This is a genomic window from Vagococcus sp. JNUCC 83 (assembly GCF_053667615.1).
On sequence record NZ_CM132204.1, the window covers coordinates 1456656 to 1469619 of the forward strand.

16 protein-coding genes are annotated in these 12964 nt (G+C 32.1%); 5 read left to right on the forward strand and 11 right to left on the reverse strand.

Annotated elements, in window-relative coordinates; all coding sequences use genetic code 11:
- Positions 1-70: 70 nt before the first annotated feature.
- The 4 genes from JNUCC83_RS07025 to JNUCC83_RS07040 all read right to left on the reverse strand — a co-directional run bounded on the left by JNUCC83_RS07025 (position 71) and on the right by JNUCC83_RS07040 (position 5008).
- Positions 71-1960 (reverse strand): DUF6020 family protein, encoded by a 1890-nt coding sequence (locus tag JNUCC83_RS07025; RefSeq protein WP_454459345.1) that lies wholly within the window; start codon positions 1958-1960, stop codon positions 71-73.
- Between the two features lie 67 nt (positions 1961-2027).
- Positions 2028-2423, reverse strand: coding sequence for a glycerol-3-phosphate cytidylyltransferase (tagD, locus tag JNUCC83_RS07030; protein WP_454459346.1), 396 nt, complete (start codon positions 2421-2423; stop codon positions 2028-2030).
- A gap of 19 nt (positions 2424-2442) precedes the next feature.
- Positions 2443-3795 (reverse strand): hemolysin family protein, encoded by a 1353-nt coding sequence (locus JNUCC83_RS07035; RefSeq protein ID WP_454459347.1) that lies wholly within the window; start codon positions 3793-3795, stop codon positions 2443-2445.
- A gap of 100 nt (positions 3796-3895) precedes the next feature.
- The gene (locus tag JNUCC83_RS07040; protein ID WP_454459348.1) at positions 3896-5008 is read right to left on the reverse strand and encodes an AI-2E family transporter; all 1113 of its coding nucleotides are present in this window, start codon (positions 5006-5008) and stop codon (positions 3896-3898) included.
- 112 nt (positions 5009-5120) lie between these two features.
- Between JNUCC83_RS07040 and JNUCC83_RS07045 the strand changes: the two genes are divergently transcribed.
- Entirely contained in the window at positions 5121-5555 is a 435-nt protein-coding gene (locus JNUCC83_RS07045) for a GNAT family N-acetyltransferase (RefSeq protein ID WP_454459349.1), read from the forward strand.
- A gap of 51 nt (positions 5556-5606) precedes the next feature.
- Here JNUCC83_RS07045 and JNUCC83_RS07050 read toward each other — a convergent pair whose 3' ends face one another.
- From JNUCC83_RS07050 to JNUCC83_RS07080, 7 genes are all read right to left on the reverse strand, one after another.
- Positions 5607-5816, reverse strand: a complete 210-nt coding sequence (locus JNUCC83_RS07050; protein ID WP_454459350.1) for a hypothetical protein — start codon at positions 5814-5816, stop codon at positions 5607-5609.
- 201 nt (positions 5817-6017) lie between these two features.
- On the reverse strand, positions 6018-7307 hold the full coding sequence (locus JNUCC83_RS07055; RefSeq protein ID WP_454459351.1) for an ISL3 family transposase: 1290 nt from the start codon (positions 7305-7307) through the stop codon (positions 6018-6020).
- A gap of 174 nt (positions 7308-7481) precedes the next feature.
- Positions 7482-8015: a nucleoside tri-diphosphate phosphatase gene (gene ntdP, locus JNUCC83_RS07060; protein WP_454459352.1), complete on the reverse strand. Its 534-nt coding sequence runs from the start codon at positions 8013-8015 to the stop codon at positions 7482-7484.
- 115 nt (positions 8016-8130) lie between these two features.
- On the reverse strand, positions 8131-9267 hold the full coding sequence (gene mutY, locus JNUCC83_RS07065) for an A/G-specific adenine glycosylase (protein ID WP_454459353.1): 1137 nt from the start codon (positions 9265-9267) through the stop codon (positions 8131-8133).
- Positions 9268-9269: 2 nt separating this feature from the next.
- On the reverse strand, positions 9270-10061 hold the full coding sequence (gene recX, locus JNUCC83_RS07070; RefSeq protein WP_454459354.1) for a recombination regulator RecX: 792 nt from the start codon (positions 10059-10061) through the stop codon (positions 9270-9272).
- A 43-nt stretch (positions 10062-10104) separates the two neighbouring features.
- A complete protein-coding gene (locus JNUCC83_RS07075) occupies positions 10105-10644 on the reverse strand; it encodes a competence protein ComK (RefSeq protein ID WP_454459355.1) in 540 nt (179 codons plus the stop codon).
- 36 nt (positions 10645-10680) lie between these two features.
- Positions 10681-10881, reverse strand: coding sequence for a hypothetical protein (locus JNUCC83_RS07080; RefSeq protein WP_454459356.1), 201 nt, complete (start codon positions 10879-10881; stop codon positions 10681-10683).
- A 190-nt stretch (positions 10882-11071) separates the two neighbouring features.
- Between JNUCC83_RS07080 and JNUCC83_RS07085 the strand changes: the two genes are divergently transcribed.
- From JNUCC83_RS07085 to JNUCC83_RS07100, 4 genes are all read left to right on the forward strand, one after another.
- On the forward strand, positions 11072-11560 hold the full coding sequence (locus tag JNUCC83_RS07085; RefSeq protein ID WP_454459357.1) for a sigma-70 family RNA polymerase sigma factor: 489 nt from the start codon (positions 11072-11074) through the stop codon (positions 11558-11560).
- 87 nt (positions 11561-11647) lie between these two features.
- On the forward strand, positions 11648-11857 hold the full coding sequence (locus JNUCC83_RS07090) for a DUF1659 domain-containing protein (RefSeq protein WP_454459358.1): 210 nt from the start codon (positions 11648-11650) through the stop codon (positions 11855-11857).
- A gap of 32 nt (positions 11858-11889) precedes the next feature.
- Positions 11890-12102: a DUF2922 domain-containing protein gene (locus JNUCC83_RS07095; protein ID WP_454459359.1), complete on the forward strand. Its 213-nt coding sequence runs from the start codon at positions 11890-11892 to the stop codon at positions 12100-12102.
- Positions 12103-12163: 61 nt separating this feature from the next.
- Positions 12164-12964, forward strand: a complete 801-nt coding sequence (locus JNUCC83_RS07100; RefSeq protein ID WP_454459360.1) for a GH25 family lysozyme — start codon at positions 12164-12166, stop codon at positions 12962-12964.

Genomic DNA, 12964 nt, shown 5'->3' on the forward strand with positions numbered 1-12964 from the left:
ATCCAATGACTTGTTAAACGTTTCTTTATACATCAAAATATTATACCACAACTATTCTTTATTTAATAGTTTAACTAGAAGCAATGTTTTTTTCTCGATAGAGGTAAATTGTGAAGCAAAAAATGATAGGCATTACATATACAAATGGTAATCCATATCGTAAATAACCTCGAATAACGGGACCTGCAAAAATTGTTAACAAAAGCATTAGCATCGGTAATATCGCTAAGATGCCAACATTCAACCTGTATCTAATAGATAATGCAAATAATACCAAAAGGACAATCACACCAAAAGAAAAGCTACTTAATAATCCTAAGATTGGTAACGAATCAACTAATCTATAACAAGCTGTCAACATTTTTTGTACACCTTTTTTACTTTCAGTTTTTTTTATGCCTAGCTTATTCATTAATGCAATATAGGTTTCGCCTTCTTTTTTTTGTTGTACATCATATCCATATGTTAGCGTTGAATAGTAATAATTATAATTTTCTGGACTAAACAAATAGTAATTCTGTGCGGCAGTACTTTCAACATACGTTATAGGATGTTTTAAAAACATTTGAAACCATACTTTAAAATAATCTTTTAATTCCTGATTTGTAACATCTTTAGGCGTTGTCCTTTTCACAGCATCCGAAATGATAGGATTGTATAATTCACCAAGACCATCATAATACATGACAGCTTTTATTTTATCTTTTTCATCTTTTGTTACCTCATCTGGAAATTTTTTTACATATCTGGCTGTTTGTTGAAACGGAATTGACAACATTTCACTTTTTCTAACATCTTCTACCATATTATATTTTTTTTCTAGCGATCGATCAATTAGCTGTGACGTGACTATCGGAACAATTAAAACAATCATCAAAATTAAAGTTGGTAACATTTTTTTTATCTGATGGTATTTGACTGATAATACACAGTCAAATAATAACTTAATCCCAAATATAATAACTAATGGAAACATCATATAGATTCCATTTTTTCTAAATAGAATAACTAATGTCGCCATTACTATAAAAGAGATACCATAAAGTATTTGGGTCACAGTAGTTTTATTTTTATCAATATAATATAAAATAGCTATGTTATATAGTACTAATAAACTACTAGTAAAAAATATATCTTTTGTGGTTACTAGAAGCATACCCAAAATTGCTGGACTAAATGCACCGATAAATATATTTATCCAAACATAAAAAGTAGGTAATTTCATTTTTTTTATCGTTAAACTAGTTAATGAAAAACCAAAAAGAGTCATTAATAATTGTGGAATGTTACTTAAAAACAGACCTAAACTAGCATCCCCTAGCTTTCTACCTAAACTTACTGTTAAACCCAACATGATTGTATGTATCGGTGGGTGAGCGTTTGTTATTGGGATTTCTCCATAATATTGTTTTAACTGTCTAAATGAATCCACCACTAAGATACTAGGATAATTAATAATAATAACTGGAAGCCAACAAATTAATACAATAATAAAAGTCGTTATGAATGGATGATTTGAACCTATTTTTTTTAAAAATCCTTCTTCTGGTTTAGGTACTTCAATATTTGTTTGTTTTCTTATAAATGCTCCCACAAAAAGTTGAGCAATATTAAATAGATATGTATAGGTGTATAGAATTATCAAACTGATTACTATTGCTGATATTGAACCATAAACAATAGTTAACCCTCCTGTTGAACTGATTGCTACTCTAAATAGTTGATTTAAAGCTAAAAAAAGACTCACACACCATTGTATAATAGAACAATGTTCTTTTTCAATAAAGTGTCGATTTTTGTATAAAAAATAGAATAACAAAATAGTTGCAGCATTCAGTAAAGTTGCATTTTCCATCAAACTATTTTTTAAAGAAACTAAAAATGATTGACCCTGAGTAAATGTAAAATTCAATCCTACAACTAATATGATGGAATTTACAAAATATTTTAATTTAGACATCACTTTCTCCTTTGTTAATTAAACTCAATAAGGAAATTAAGAGACCTATAGTCCTTAATTTCCTTTTTTATTTTTTATTCAAATCTTTCTTAATCTGTGTTGTGGATATTTCTGGTGTGCGTTCAAGATAGACAACATCTGCACCTGTTTCTTTTACAAAATCAAATTGGCCTTTCCAGTCATCACCCATAACAAACACATCTACTTTAAATTCATCAATATCTGTTATCTTTTGATCCCAGCTATTTTCTGGGATAACTAAATCCACATAGCGAATGGCTTCTAAAAGCATCTTTCTTTTTTCATAAGAAAAATAACATTTTTTTTGCTTTTCATCCCAATTAAATTCATCAGTAGACAAGGCAACGATTAAATAATCTCCTTGTTCTTTTGCACGACGTAATAAATTAATATGTCCGTAGTGTAATAAATCAAATGTTCCATATGTTATAACTTTTCTCACGGTTATACCTCACTATCTATTAATCCTCATCGCGTGATTTGTAATATTTATCTTCTTCTTCATCTTCAACTTCATTGATTGTCACCAGTATTTCTAGTAAGCGAGTACCTTCTGATTTATACGTTGTTAAGTCTATATGATCAACATGAATCGTCAGACGCTCATCTTTTTCAGGAATGACACCCAGCTCAGTAATCATAAAGCCGGCCATTGTATCAACATCTGTCATAGAAATAGTTGTACCAAATTTTTCATTAAAATCATTAATTGGCATACGAGCTTCAATTAAAAATTCATTGTCACTAATTTGATTTAACAAATGGTCAATCGTTAACTCATCAGATTCATCATCTATTTCACCAACAATTTCTTCTAGTAAATCTTCAAATGTTACTAAACCAGATACTCCACCATATTCATCTAACAAGATAGCCATATGGTTTTGTGTTTTCTTAAGCTCTAGCAATAAATCATCAATAAATATTGTTTCAGGAACATATAATGGTTCATGAATCACATTTAAAAGATTTAGATTTTCAAATCCTTTGCTTCGAGCTTCTTTTAGTAAGTTTTTCAAATGCAGTATCCCAATGACTTTATCTTTATCATCATCATAAACAGGGATTCTTGAGAAATTGTTTGCTAAAACTTTATCAATATTTTCTTCTGCAGAATCATGGATATCTATCATAAAGGCTTCTGTACGAGGAACCATTACTTCACGTGCCATTGTCGTATCCAAATCAAAAATCCCTTGCACCATCTCTAACTCATCAGAATCTAGCACACCTTCATTTGTCAGCAAATAAGCCATCTCTTCACGAGTCATTCGTTCATTTTCATCATCAAATGTCATTGGTGTGATGCGACTTAATAAGTTTGTTGAACTTGACAATAACCACACAAACGGTCTCATCACTTTACCTAATAATGTGATAGGTCCCATTACAAAACGCGCTACTTCCTCAGGCCTGTTTAAAGCAATTCGTTTAGGATATAACTCGCCAAATACAATCGAAATATATGTTAATAAAATCAACACAATCACTTGTGAGGCTTGTTTTGCCCAAGCTGCTCCACCAAAAACTGGTGCCAATTCTCTAGCAAATGAATTAGCCAAAGATGCCCCTGACAAGATGGTCACTAATGTAATCCCTACTTGAATTGTGGATAAAAAATTACTAGAATCATTGATCAATGCCAATAATTTTATAGCTGTTTTATTTCCTTCTTCTGCTTTACTTTCTAACCTGTTTCTATTTACCGATATAACGGAAACCTCCGCAGCGGCAAAAAACGCGTTTAATAATGTTAATACAATCAAAATAATAATATTGATAAAAATAGACTGACTCTCGGGGTCAGCGTTCATAAGCTTTTCTCTCCTAACTTTTTCGTTCTTTTTAATATTCCTCCAAAAATCGTATCATAAATATCAATTAAATTCAATATAAAAGATATATCTATACCTATTATTTAACGGGAGTATTTTCTTTCTTGATTCGCTTATCAAGTTGAACCATATCATAAACATAAACAACAATTGTTTTACAGACTGCATAAAATGGTACACCTAAAATCATTCCTAGTAAACCAGCGATATTCCCTGCTACAAGTAAAATGATAATAATCGTTAGTGGATGAATATCTAAACTTTTTCCAATGACATTTGGGTAAATAATGTTGCCGTCAATCTGTTGGACAACCAGTACCACTATACACGCAAGAACCGCCTTAATCGGGTCTGTAAATACCGTTACAAAAAGTGCTGGTGCTAGTCCAATATATGGACCAATGTATGGAATCATGTTTGACAGACCTGCTATCACACCAAATAAAAAAGCATAATTCACACCAATTAACATATAACCAATACTTGTTGCCACACCAACAAACAAGCACTCAATCATTTGACCACTAATATATTTTGAAATAGTTTGACTCATTTTTATCAGTAGTTCTGTCATTTCTTTTCGATGTGTTTCAGGGAAAAAACGTGTTACATTTGGTAAAAAACGTTCCCCATCTTTTAACATATAAAATAAAATAAATGGCACAGTAAAAATAATCATCACAATCCCTGCCATAGAAGAAATAAATGAACCCAATCCATTTCCTAGGCTAGATATCGTCGTCTTGATAATATTTCCAAACGACACATTCCATTGATCTAAATATTGTTGTATATCAACATTTTTCATAATAGGATGATGAGCTACTTCATTAATCGTTTTTTCTATTGCCACATAGAAATCCGGTGCAGCTTTTGTCAACATGGTCATTTGTTTAATCAAATTAGGAATAACTGACATAATGAGCAATAACACAACACCTATCAAAATAATCATGATAATCGACACAGCCCATGTCCTTTTAATGCCTTTTTTAATCATAAATTGTAAAATTGGGTTGAAACAATAAAATAAAAAACCTGATATAATAATTGGTGCAAACATCGTGGTAAACAACGTACCAATAGGTTTAAATATAAAATTAATTTTTGTTCCTACTAAAATTAATGTCGCGATAATCAATAATTCTAATGACCAAAACATTAATTTAGAAGCTTTAAATTTTTGTAGCATAGATTCCCCTCGCTTTTTCTAGAATTCGTGTACACTTATTATAATCTATTTGTTTTAAAAAAACTGCTAATTTGGTAAACTTATTGAAAACCATAAGAAAAGAGGATACATTATGACCAAACTTCTTCACACAAAAGATCTTAACTCTCCTGTCTATAAAGACGCCAAACAAATCAGACTAAATGTTTTTGTCAAAGAACAACACGTTCCAGAGTCAATAGAAATAGCCAATGAAGATCAAGCTATTCACTGTGTCATGTACAATGATGACGACACGCCTCTTGGAACTGTCAGATTACTACCGATTGATGATAAATCGATGAAAATCCAGCGTATGGCAGTAGAAAAAACAGCACGAGGTTTAGGAGTAGGCAAACAATTAATGCTTTATGCAGAAAAAGTCGCTAAAGATCATCAAGCGACTGAAATAATATTAGGTGCTCAAATACAAGCTTTAAATTTCTATGAATCTTTAGGATATGATTCTTTTGGTGATACTTACATCGAAGCAAATATCAAACATATAAACATGAAAAAAACGGTATAAAAATAAACAGGACAACTTTTGATAAAGTTTCCTGTTTTTTTATCCAACGTTTTACATTTCTTTAATCGACATTACTTGTTTTTCTTTGCTGTAGTCAATAGATGCTTTTTTTGGTATTGTAAGCACTTTTTTTTCAGGTTCAACGACTTCTCTAATCACTTTTTCAGAAGCAGCCATCCTTGATTCATGCACTTTTAATACTACTAAGCCAATACAAAGCACCGCACTTACTAAGCATAGAATAGAAAGTTTTTTCTTCACTTAAATACCCTCCTTTATTCATCTTAAGGAAAGTATAGCACAATATTTTCAAATAAAATTGTTATTTTTTTCGTTTGAAATACTAAAAAAATAACAAAAGACTACATTTCCTACTTTGTAGTCTTTTTTGTGGCTCTTTGTCAACTACTGTTGGTAAGGATTAATACGTTAGAATTTAAGATCTAGAAAGCATTTATTTTTCTAGATCTTTTTTGGTGATGTAAAGGTAGATTCTTTTAAACAAATTGATAGTCGTAGCTTAAAATTATAAAAACTTCTCATGCCATAGGCATTACGCTTAATGACTTTAATGTGGTTATTCATACATTCTAATGGACCGTTTGAATAAGATGTTTCAAAGGTGTTTTTTATTTCTTCTCGATATTTTTTAAATGTTTTGAAAACAGGAATAAACTCTTTAAATCCTGTTGGTTGATTAATTAATTCCAAAAATAAAGAATAATCCTTTGTTTGAATCGCTCTTAAAATTTGTTGATAGGTGTTGTAAGCCTCTGTCAATTTAGAATCATAGGTAAGTAAGCGTTCAAGTAATTCTTTTTCAGAAAGATACGCTTTAAAGGATGGACGCCAATGCTGTTGGATATAATCTAATTTGTCATAGCTTTTTTGAAGTAATTTCCAATACTTTTTAATTCGTCTATAGATAACCCCGTTATCTTTATATTTTAATTGAGTCATTATTTTAATCCGTATCTTTTGAAATGCCCTGCCGAGATGTTGAACGAGATGAAATTTATCTAAAACGACTTTAGCGTTAGGGAACACTCGTTTAGTTAAAGTAATGTAAGGTTGATAGATATCTGAAACGACATAGTTTACTTGTTTTCTATTAGCTAGAGAGAAGCCATTAAAATAATTCTCAATTTTTGGTAATCTTCGATCAGGTAGAATATCAATTAATTCATTTGTTTCACCGTTCATCATAATAAAACTCATTGAACCAGCTACTTTTTTAACAGATTTAAATTCATCAAAATATAGTACAGATGGAAGTTCATAACTATACTTCTTAATCGGTTCATACCACTCTTTTAATACGCGAGAGACAGTTGAAGTTGAGACGCTCGTTTGTTTTGCGATATCACTCATGGCGTGTTTAGAGGTTAACTGTTTCGCAATGAGACGTTTTAAATTATTAGAAATACAGTTGTTTCTAGAAACAAAAGGGGTATCTAAAACAAAAGTCGTATCACATTTTTTACAAAAGAAACGACGTTTTTTTAATCTAATATAAGTAACATATTCAGAAACACTAGGCATTTTAATTAGGCTAGTTGTATATCCCCATTTAATAATATTAGAGTGATTACTTTGACAATGCGGACAGCATTTAGGGGATTCTTCTAAAAAGCCATGGAATATCCGAGAGAAAACGCCTTTTATTTTTTCAGTAGATAAACAATTTTCATTAAAAATAATATTTAGGTCTAGTATATTTAAGATATCTTTGATAGTCTGTGAATATGACATGTGGTATCCTCCTTAGTTTGTTTTTTCTCAATTTCATTCTAACGGATATCACATGTTTTTGTATACAAAAAAACTGTCGGTAACTTGTGTTACCAACAGTAGAAATTATAGAGCCTCTTTTGTTATCATTTTGATTGCTTATCAAACCCTGAGTTTACGAAACAGACAGGTATTTCATTTTCTTGACAATTGTTGATACCGTTTATACCAAATATCGACATACTCATCAGAGAAAGGGCCTTTTCCCTCATTAATCCAGTCTACCAAAATCTTTACATTTTCTTTAAGAACAATATCAATTTCATTTGGGTACTTCATTAGTTTTCGATGGTCTTCATATTCATCAACATCCAATAAACGTTTTTCACCATCTGGAAACACTTTGATATCCAAGTCATAATCAATATATTTTAAAGCCTCCTCATCCAAAATATATGGTGAGGCAAGATTACAATAGTAGGAAACTCCTTTCTCTCGTATCATAGCAATTATGTTGAACCAATATTTTGTATGGAAATATACAATAGCAGGTTCACGCGTTACCCATCGTCGTCCATCTGATTCTGTCACAAGTGTGTGGTCATTCATTCCAATTATCGAACACTCACTTGTTTTTAGGACCATAGTATCGCGCCAAGTTCGATGTAAACTTCCGTCATGCTTGTAACTTTGGATCGTGATAAACTCTCCTTCTTTAGGAACACGCATCACTATTTAATCCTGCTTTCCTTGACAATTTATGCCAAATTTTCACATGGGTACTAACAATGCTAGTTAATACCAATATCAGAATTATTATAGCATATCTTCCCCAACTATATCACTAATTATTCATACTTTTCTTTAGTAAGTCGACCATCTTTTGCTGTGGCTTTGGAAAAACATAATCATTAAAATCCTCTTGATACACCCACTCTTGGTTCCCCATAGTCGACATACCATCTCTAATACTTAAGTCTTCCACCACTAAAATGTGCCACTTTCTATGACTGAAAATATGTGTCACCACTCCTAGTAACTTTTTATCTTGAAGAGAGGTATCTTTTTCATCATACAAAGATAATTGTTCAGCAACATTTGGCTCATCCTCATATCGATCATAAGACTGGGACAATCTATCATACTCTTTTTTACTAATTTCTGTCATCGGAAATGTCCACATATTAGAAAGTAAACCATCCGTCGGTCTTTTTTCTAATAAAAAAGCTCCTGTCTTGTTTCTAACAACATCAGCAACATAATAAAGTGGCTTCGCTTTTTCTTTTTTCTTTTTTACAGGATACATTTCTATCGTATTTGTCTGTCGCGCTTGGCAATATTGACTAATTGGACAAGTATCACATGATGGTTTAGTTGGTGTACAAATCGTTGCCCCTAAATCCATCAACGCCTGATTAAAATCACCAGGTTCAGTTTGTGACATAGTTTTTCTCACATAAACATCAAATACTTTTCTTGTTTTAGCTAGTGCGATATCCTCAGACAAACAAAATAAGCGACTATAAACACGCATCACATTACCATCAATTGCTGGCTCTGGCAATGAAAAAGCAATGCTACCAATCGCTCCACCTGTATAAGGTCCTATTCCTTTTAATGACAAAATATTTTCTATCGTCTCTGGCATGTTCCCATCAAACTTTTCAACAATCTCTTTTGCTGCATGTTGCATATTTCTTACACGTGAGTAATAACCAAGCCCTTCCCAAGCTTTTAACAGTTTATCCTCTGGTGCATTTGCTAGTGCATCAATTGTTGGAAACCACTCCATAAACCGATTGAAATAAGGAATGACAGTCACTACTTGTGTTTGTTGCAACATAATTTCAGATACCCATACTCTATATGGGTCAGTTGATTTTCGCCATGGTAAGTCACGCTTTTCGCTATGATACCACGTCAATAACTCTTTCTGAAAATCATCTATTTTTGCTTGATTCCAAGTAAATCTTTCTGCCATCGCTACTCTAACTCCATCTCTTTTTCTTCTATATATCGGTTAATGTCATCTATCTTAAACCCTTTTTGGTATAAACTTTGCTTTATTTTTTGATGTTTTTTTCTAGTTTCTAGTCGCTCATGTCGACGCCAGAGTTTGTCCCCTTGCTTCACTAATAAATCATACTCATTTTCCTCATCATCAAACTCTATTCCTGCGATAAGTTGAGTAATCACATCTGAATGAAATCCTTTGATAAATAATTGCTGACGAATTTTATTGAGTCTTTCTTTTTGACTATTTTGCTGATACTTTCTAGCCATTTTCTCAACTAATTTTTCACCTAACTCCAACTGATGTATGTCATCAAATAATCCCATTGCTTCTTCTATTGTTTCAGAAGGAACCCCTTTTTTCATCAAAAATTCTTTGACTCCTTGAGGTCCTTTATCTGTTGTGCGTATGGCTGTTCTAACATAGCTTTCTGCAAAAATCTTATCATCCAGTAAAGCTAAATCTTTTAATTTATCAAGGATTATTTTTACTTGTGTGTCATCAATCTCATGTTTTTGTAGATAATCTTTGATTTCTTTTTCACTTCTTAATTGATAACTTAAAAAATTGAGTGCTTTTTGATACCCTATATCAAAACTTGCTTCTTCTTTTATCTGTTGTAACAACTCATCTGATACTTCACTATCTTTGAGTAATCGGTGTTTGACAAGTGAGTCTTCTGATACGACAATCTTTAACCCACTTTTTGTTGTTAATAAATAACCTGTCTTTTCTTTTTTGATGCTTTGAACGACTTCCATCTTATCTAGCCTCCTTGCATCTTTTTACTATATCATATTTTTATCAAATTTTATCCCAGTAACTATCATATTCATCGATAAATTCTCGTATAGTCAGCGACTGATTAAACTGTTGAATGACTAAAAAATAATCAACTTTCTTACGACATGTTTGTAACCTATCCTCATCAATCGTATGATATTTTTCCTCAAAATGTTTGACTCGGTTCATTAGATAATCTCCTTTTAAAAAACCATGTTCCTCCAGTAAGTCATATGCTTTAGGAAAAAAATACGTCACATGTTGAGTCACAGCCTTGTTCATTCTCTGACTAAATGCTCGACATCCATAATCCAGGTCAATCCCCATATAATTTTTAAAATTAACTGATAGTCTCCCTCGCTCTAATTTATGAAAATTAGTCACATACATTGGATTAATAAAACTGGTATTTTTTCTCACCGTGCCATTTAGTGGCATAAAAATAAGATGTTTGTCGATCATTGCTTTTTTATAACTCTTTTGTTCAAAACGATGATATAGCTCAAGTGTATTGGATACTTTTTGAAATATTTGTTGGTGAGTATCATTGTACTCAGTCATTAATTCCTGAGTGGTTGAGGTAGTTAGGATAGGAAGTTAAGTAGAGGAAAATAGCAGTGTGTTATAAGCGGTCCCTAAATTAGACACATCATGCACAAAATAAACAGCTTCTGTCAGGGAAGTTTGACCTGTTTTTATACTACATTCTAGAAACACGTTATATAAATCATCTAAAGCAATCGAATCTCCGTGAATTAATTCTTCATACATCTTGACTTTATCACCTTTAATACCCATATACATCTCTCCTACACACGTTTTTTAAATACACTTTATATTAACATATTAAACAAAATTTAGAAGCGTTTTCATACAAAAATAGATATTTTTACGCAAAAAATTCATGTTTTGGTTTTTCCTTGATTTTCCATTTTTATCTATACTCACAGTGGCTAGCCAAATGATAACTTGAAAGGACATACCATTTATGGAAGACACACTCTTTACTACCTATCATTCACTTATCTTAGGCGCATTAAATAAATGTCACATGACACCCTCTCATCCAGAGTTTGATGATTATTTGCAACATGCTCGAATCGAATTATTACTAACATATAGAGACTATGACAAACAATCTGAGGATAAACCACCCTTTAGACCATTTGCCTATCAAAAAATCTATTGGGCAACACTTGATAAACTCAGAAAAGAGCAGAGACGTATCGACAAAGATATCATAGAAGATACTCATTTAGATTATTTGTCAGAAGATACTGATTTTTCGTCTTGTCTATCAACCACTGATTTATACTATCGACTGCTAGAAACACTCTCAATCAGTGAAGAAAAATTTTTGAATGATCGCTTTTTTAATCAATACACTATTAGCCAAATAGCTGATAAACACAACGTTTCTAGGAAAACTGTTTACCGTTGGCGAGATGGCGTGAGAAAAAAATATAAAGAAATTTGAAAAAAGGGGTAACACTTTTGGTTTGGGAAACGTTTATATAAGTGTAAGGCGCGCAACTTACTAAACTAACAAAAGGACGTGACGAACATGGAAAAAATCTTTGACAGTAAAAAATCGATCTTCTCATTTAAAGCAGTAGGTGAGGAAAAAGCTCGTAAACAAACACTAGCTAACCTAAAAGAAACAGCCACAGATGAAAACATTTTAGATTTAGGCGACATCTTTAACTCTTTAGCTCCAACTGATGAACCTCTAGAAACATTATCAGTTGTTAACACACATCACTATGATATGTAATACCAAACACACACTACTAGGAGGAATTACCCATGAAAAAATTAAACTTAACTTTTTTAAACGAAGATAACAAAAAAGCGACGCTTGTCCCAAAAGTAGCCAATCAAAACTTATCAAAAGATGAGGTGAAAGATGCAATGACTGCCATCTCAGCCTTAGAGATTTTTGAAGCAAAAGGAAAACAGCTCTATGTCACACCAACTTCAGCACACTATAGTGAAACGATTATTACAGAGTTGTTCTAACACATTAGACGACGTTTTTCATAAGCGTCGTCTTTTCTTATACTAGAAAGGAGTTTTATCTATGTTAAAAGTGATTGATCTATCAAACCACCAAAGAGGAACCAACCTAGACACACTAAAAGCTGATGCGTTTATTTTTAAAGCAACAGAAGGCACTTACTTTATTGATGACACGTGTGATATTTTTGTCCAACAAGCAAAAAAGTTAAACAAACCATATGGTGTCTATCATTTTTTAGATCAAAATGATGTGATCAAACAAGCAGAATTTTTCTTAGCTAATACTCAAGGCTACATCGGTGAAGCCATCCTTGTTCTTGATTATGAAGGATATGGTAAGCAAGGAGCAAAAAAAGCCAAAGAATTTTTAGATTATGTCTACAAACAAACAGGTGTTAAACCTCTCATCTATATGAATGAAAGTGACGCCAACTCAGATGATTGGCTAGATATTGTCGCTGGTGATTATGGTTTGTGGGTCGCTAAATACTCTCAACATACCCCTGTTGTCAAACAATGGCCAAGCTATGCTATGTGGCAATACACCAGTACACCTGTTGATACCAGTCATTTTTACGGTGATAAACTCGCTTGGGAAAACTATGCCGCACCAAAAAAATCTATCACACAACAAAAGGACGCTTATCACACAACAGGAAAACGATTTGAAGCATTAAGAACACTCGTCATCCAAGCAGATGAATCATTTAAAAAAGCATCTGGCATGCACTTTTCCAAAAGTACTATCTTTGATATTGAGCAAATTTGCCACACCAAAACAACAACGCATGCTTGTATACTCTATAATCATCATAAGGTATTTGTTACACTTCACAAGGATTATGTTAGAAAGATAGATTAG

What these genes read in the sequence shown, in the direction of transcription:
- JNUCC83_RS07025 (WP_454459345.1), bottom strand. Translation starts at nt 1,960, where the DNA reads ATGTCTAAATTAAAATATTTTGTAAATTCCATCATATTAGTTGTAGGA.
- JNUCC83_RS07035 (WP_454459347.1), bottom strand. Translation starts at nt 3,795, where the DNA reads ATGAACGCTGACCCCGAGAGTCAGTCTATTTTTATCAATATTATTATT.
- JNUCC83_RS07040 (WP_454459348.1), bottom strand. Translation starts at nt 5,008, where the DNA reads ATGCTACAAAAATTTAAAGCTTCTAAATTAATGTTTTGGTCATTAGAA.
- JNUCC83_RS07045 (WP_454459349.1), top strand. Translation starts at nt 5,121, where the DNA reads ATGACCAAACTTCTTCACACAAAAGATCTTAACTCTCCTGTCTATAAA.
- JNUCC83_RS07055 (WP_454459351.1), bottom strand. Translation starts at nt 7,307, where the DNA reads ATGTCATATTCACAGACTATCAAAGATATCTTAAATATACTAGACCTA.
- ntdP (WP_454459352.1), bottom strand. Translation starts at nt 8,015, where the DNA reads ATGCGTGTTCCTAAAGAAGGAGAGTTTATCACGATCCAAAGTTACAAG.
- mutY (WP_454459353.1), bottom strand. Translation starts at nt 9,267, where the DNA reads ATGGCAGAAAGATTTACTTGGAATCAAGCAAAAATAGATGATTTTCAG.
- recX (WP_454459354.1), bottom strand. Translation starts at nt 10,061, where the DNA reads ATGGAAGTCGTTCAAAGCATCAAAAAAGAAAAGACAGGTTATTTATTA.
- JNUCC83_RS07075 (WP_454459355.1), bottom strand. Translation starts at nt 10,644, where the DNA reads ATGACTGAGTACAATGATACTCACCAACAAATATTTCAAAAAGTATCC.
- JNUCC83_RS07080 (WP_454459356.1), bottom strand. Translation starts at nt 10,881, where the DNA reads ATGGGTATTAAAGGTGATAAAGTCAAGATGTATGAAGAATTAATTCAC.
- JNUCC83_RS07085 (WP_454459357.1), top strand. Translation starts at nt 11,072, where the DNA reads ATGGAAGACACACTCTTTACTACCTATCATTCACTTATCTTAGGCGCA.
- JNUCC83_RS07090 (WP_454459358.1), top strand. Translation starts at nt 11,648, where the DNA reads ATGGAAAAAATCTTTGACAGTAAAAAATCGATCTTCTCATTTAAAGCA.
- JNUCC83_RS07095 (WP_454459359.1), top strand. Translation starts at nt 11,890, where the DNA reads ATGAAAAAATTAAACTTAACTTTTTTAAACGAAGATAACAAAAAAGCG.
- JNUCC83_RS07100 (WP_454459360.1), top strand. Translation starts at nt 12,164, where the DNA reads ATGTTAAAAGTGATTGATCTATCAAACCACCAAAGAGGAACCAACCTA.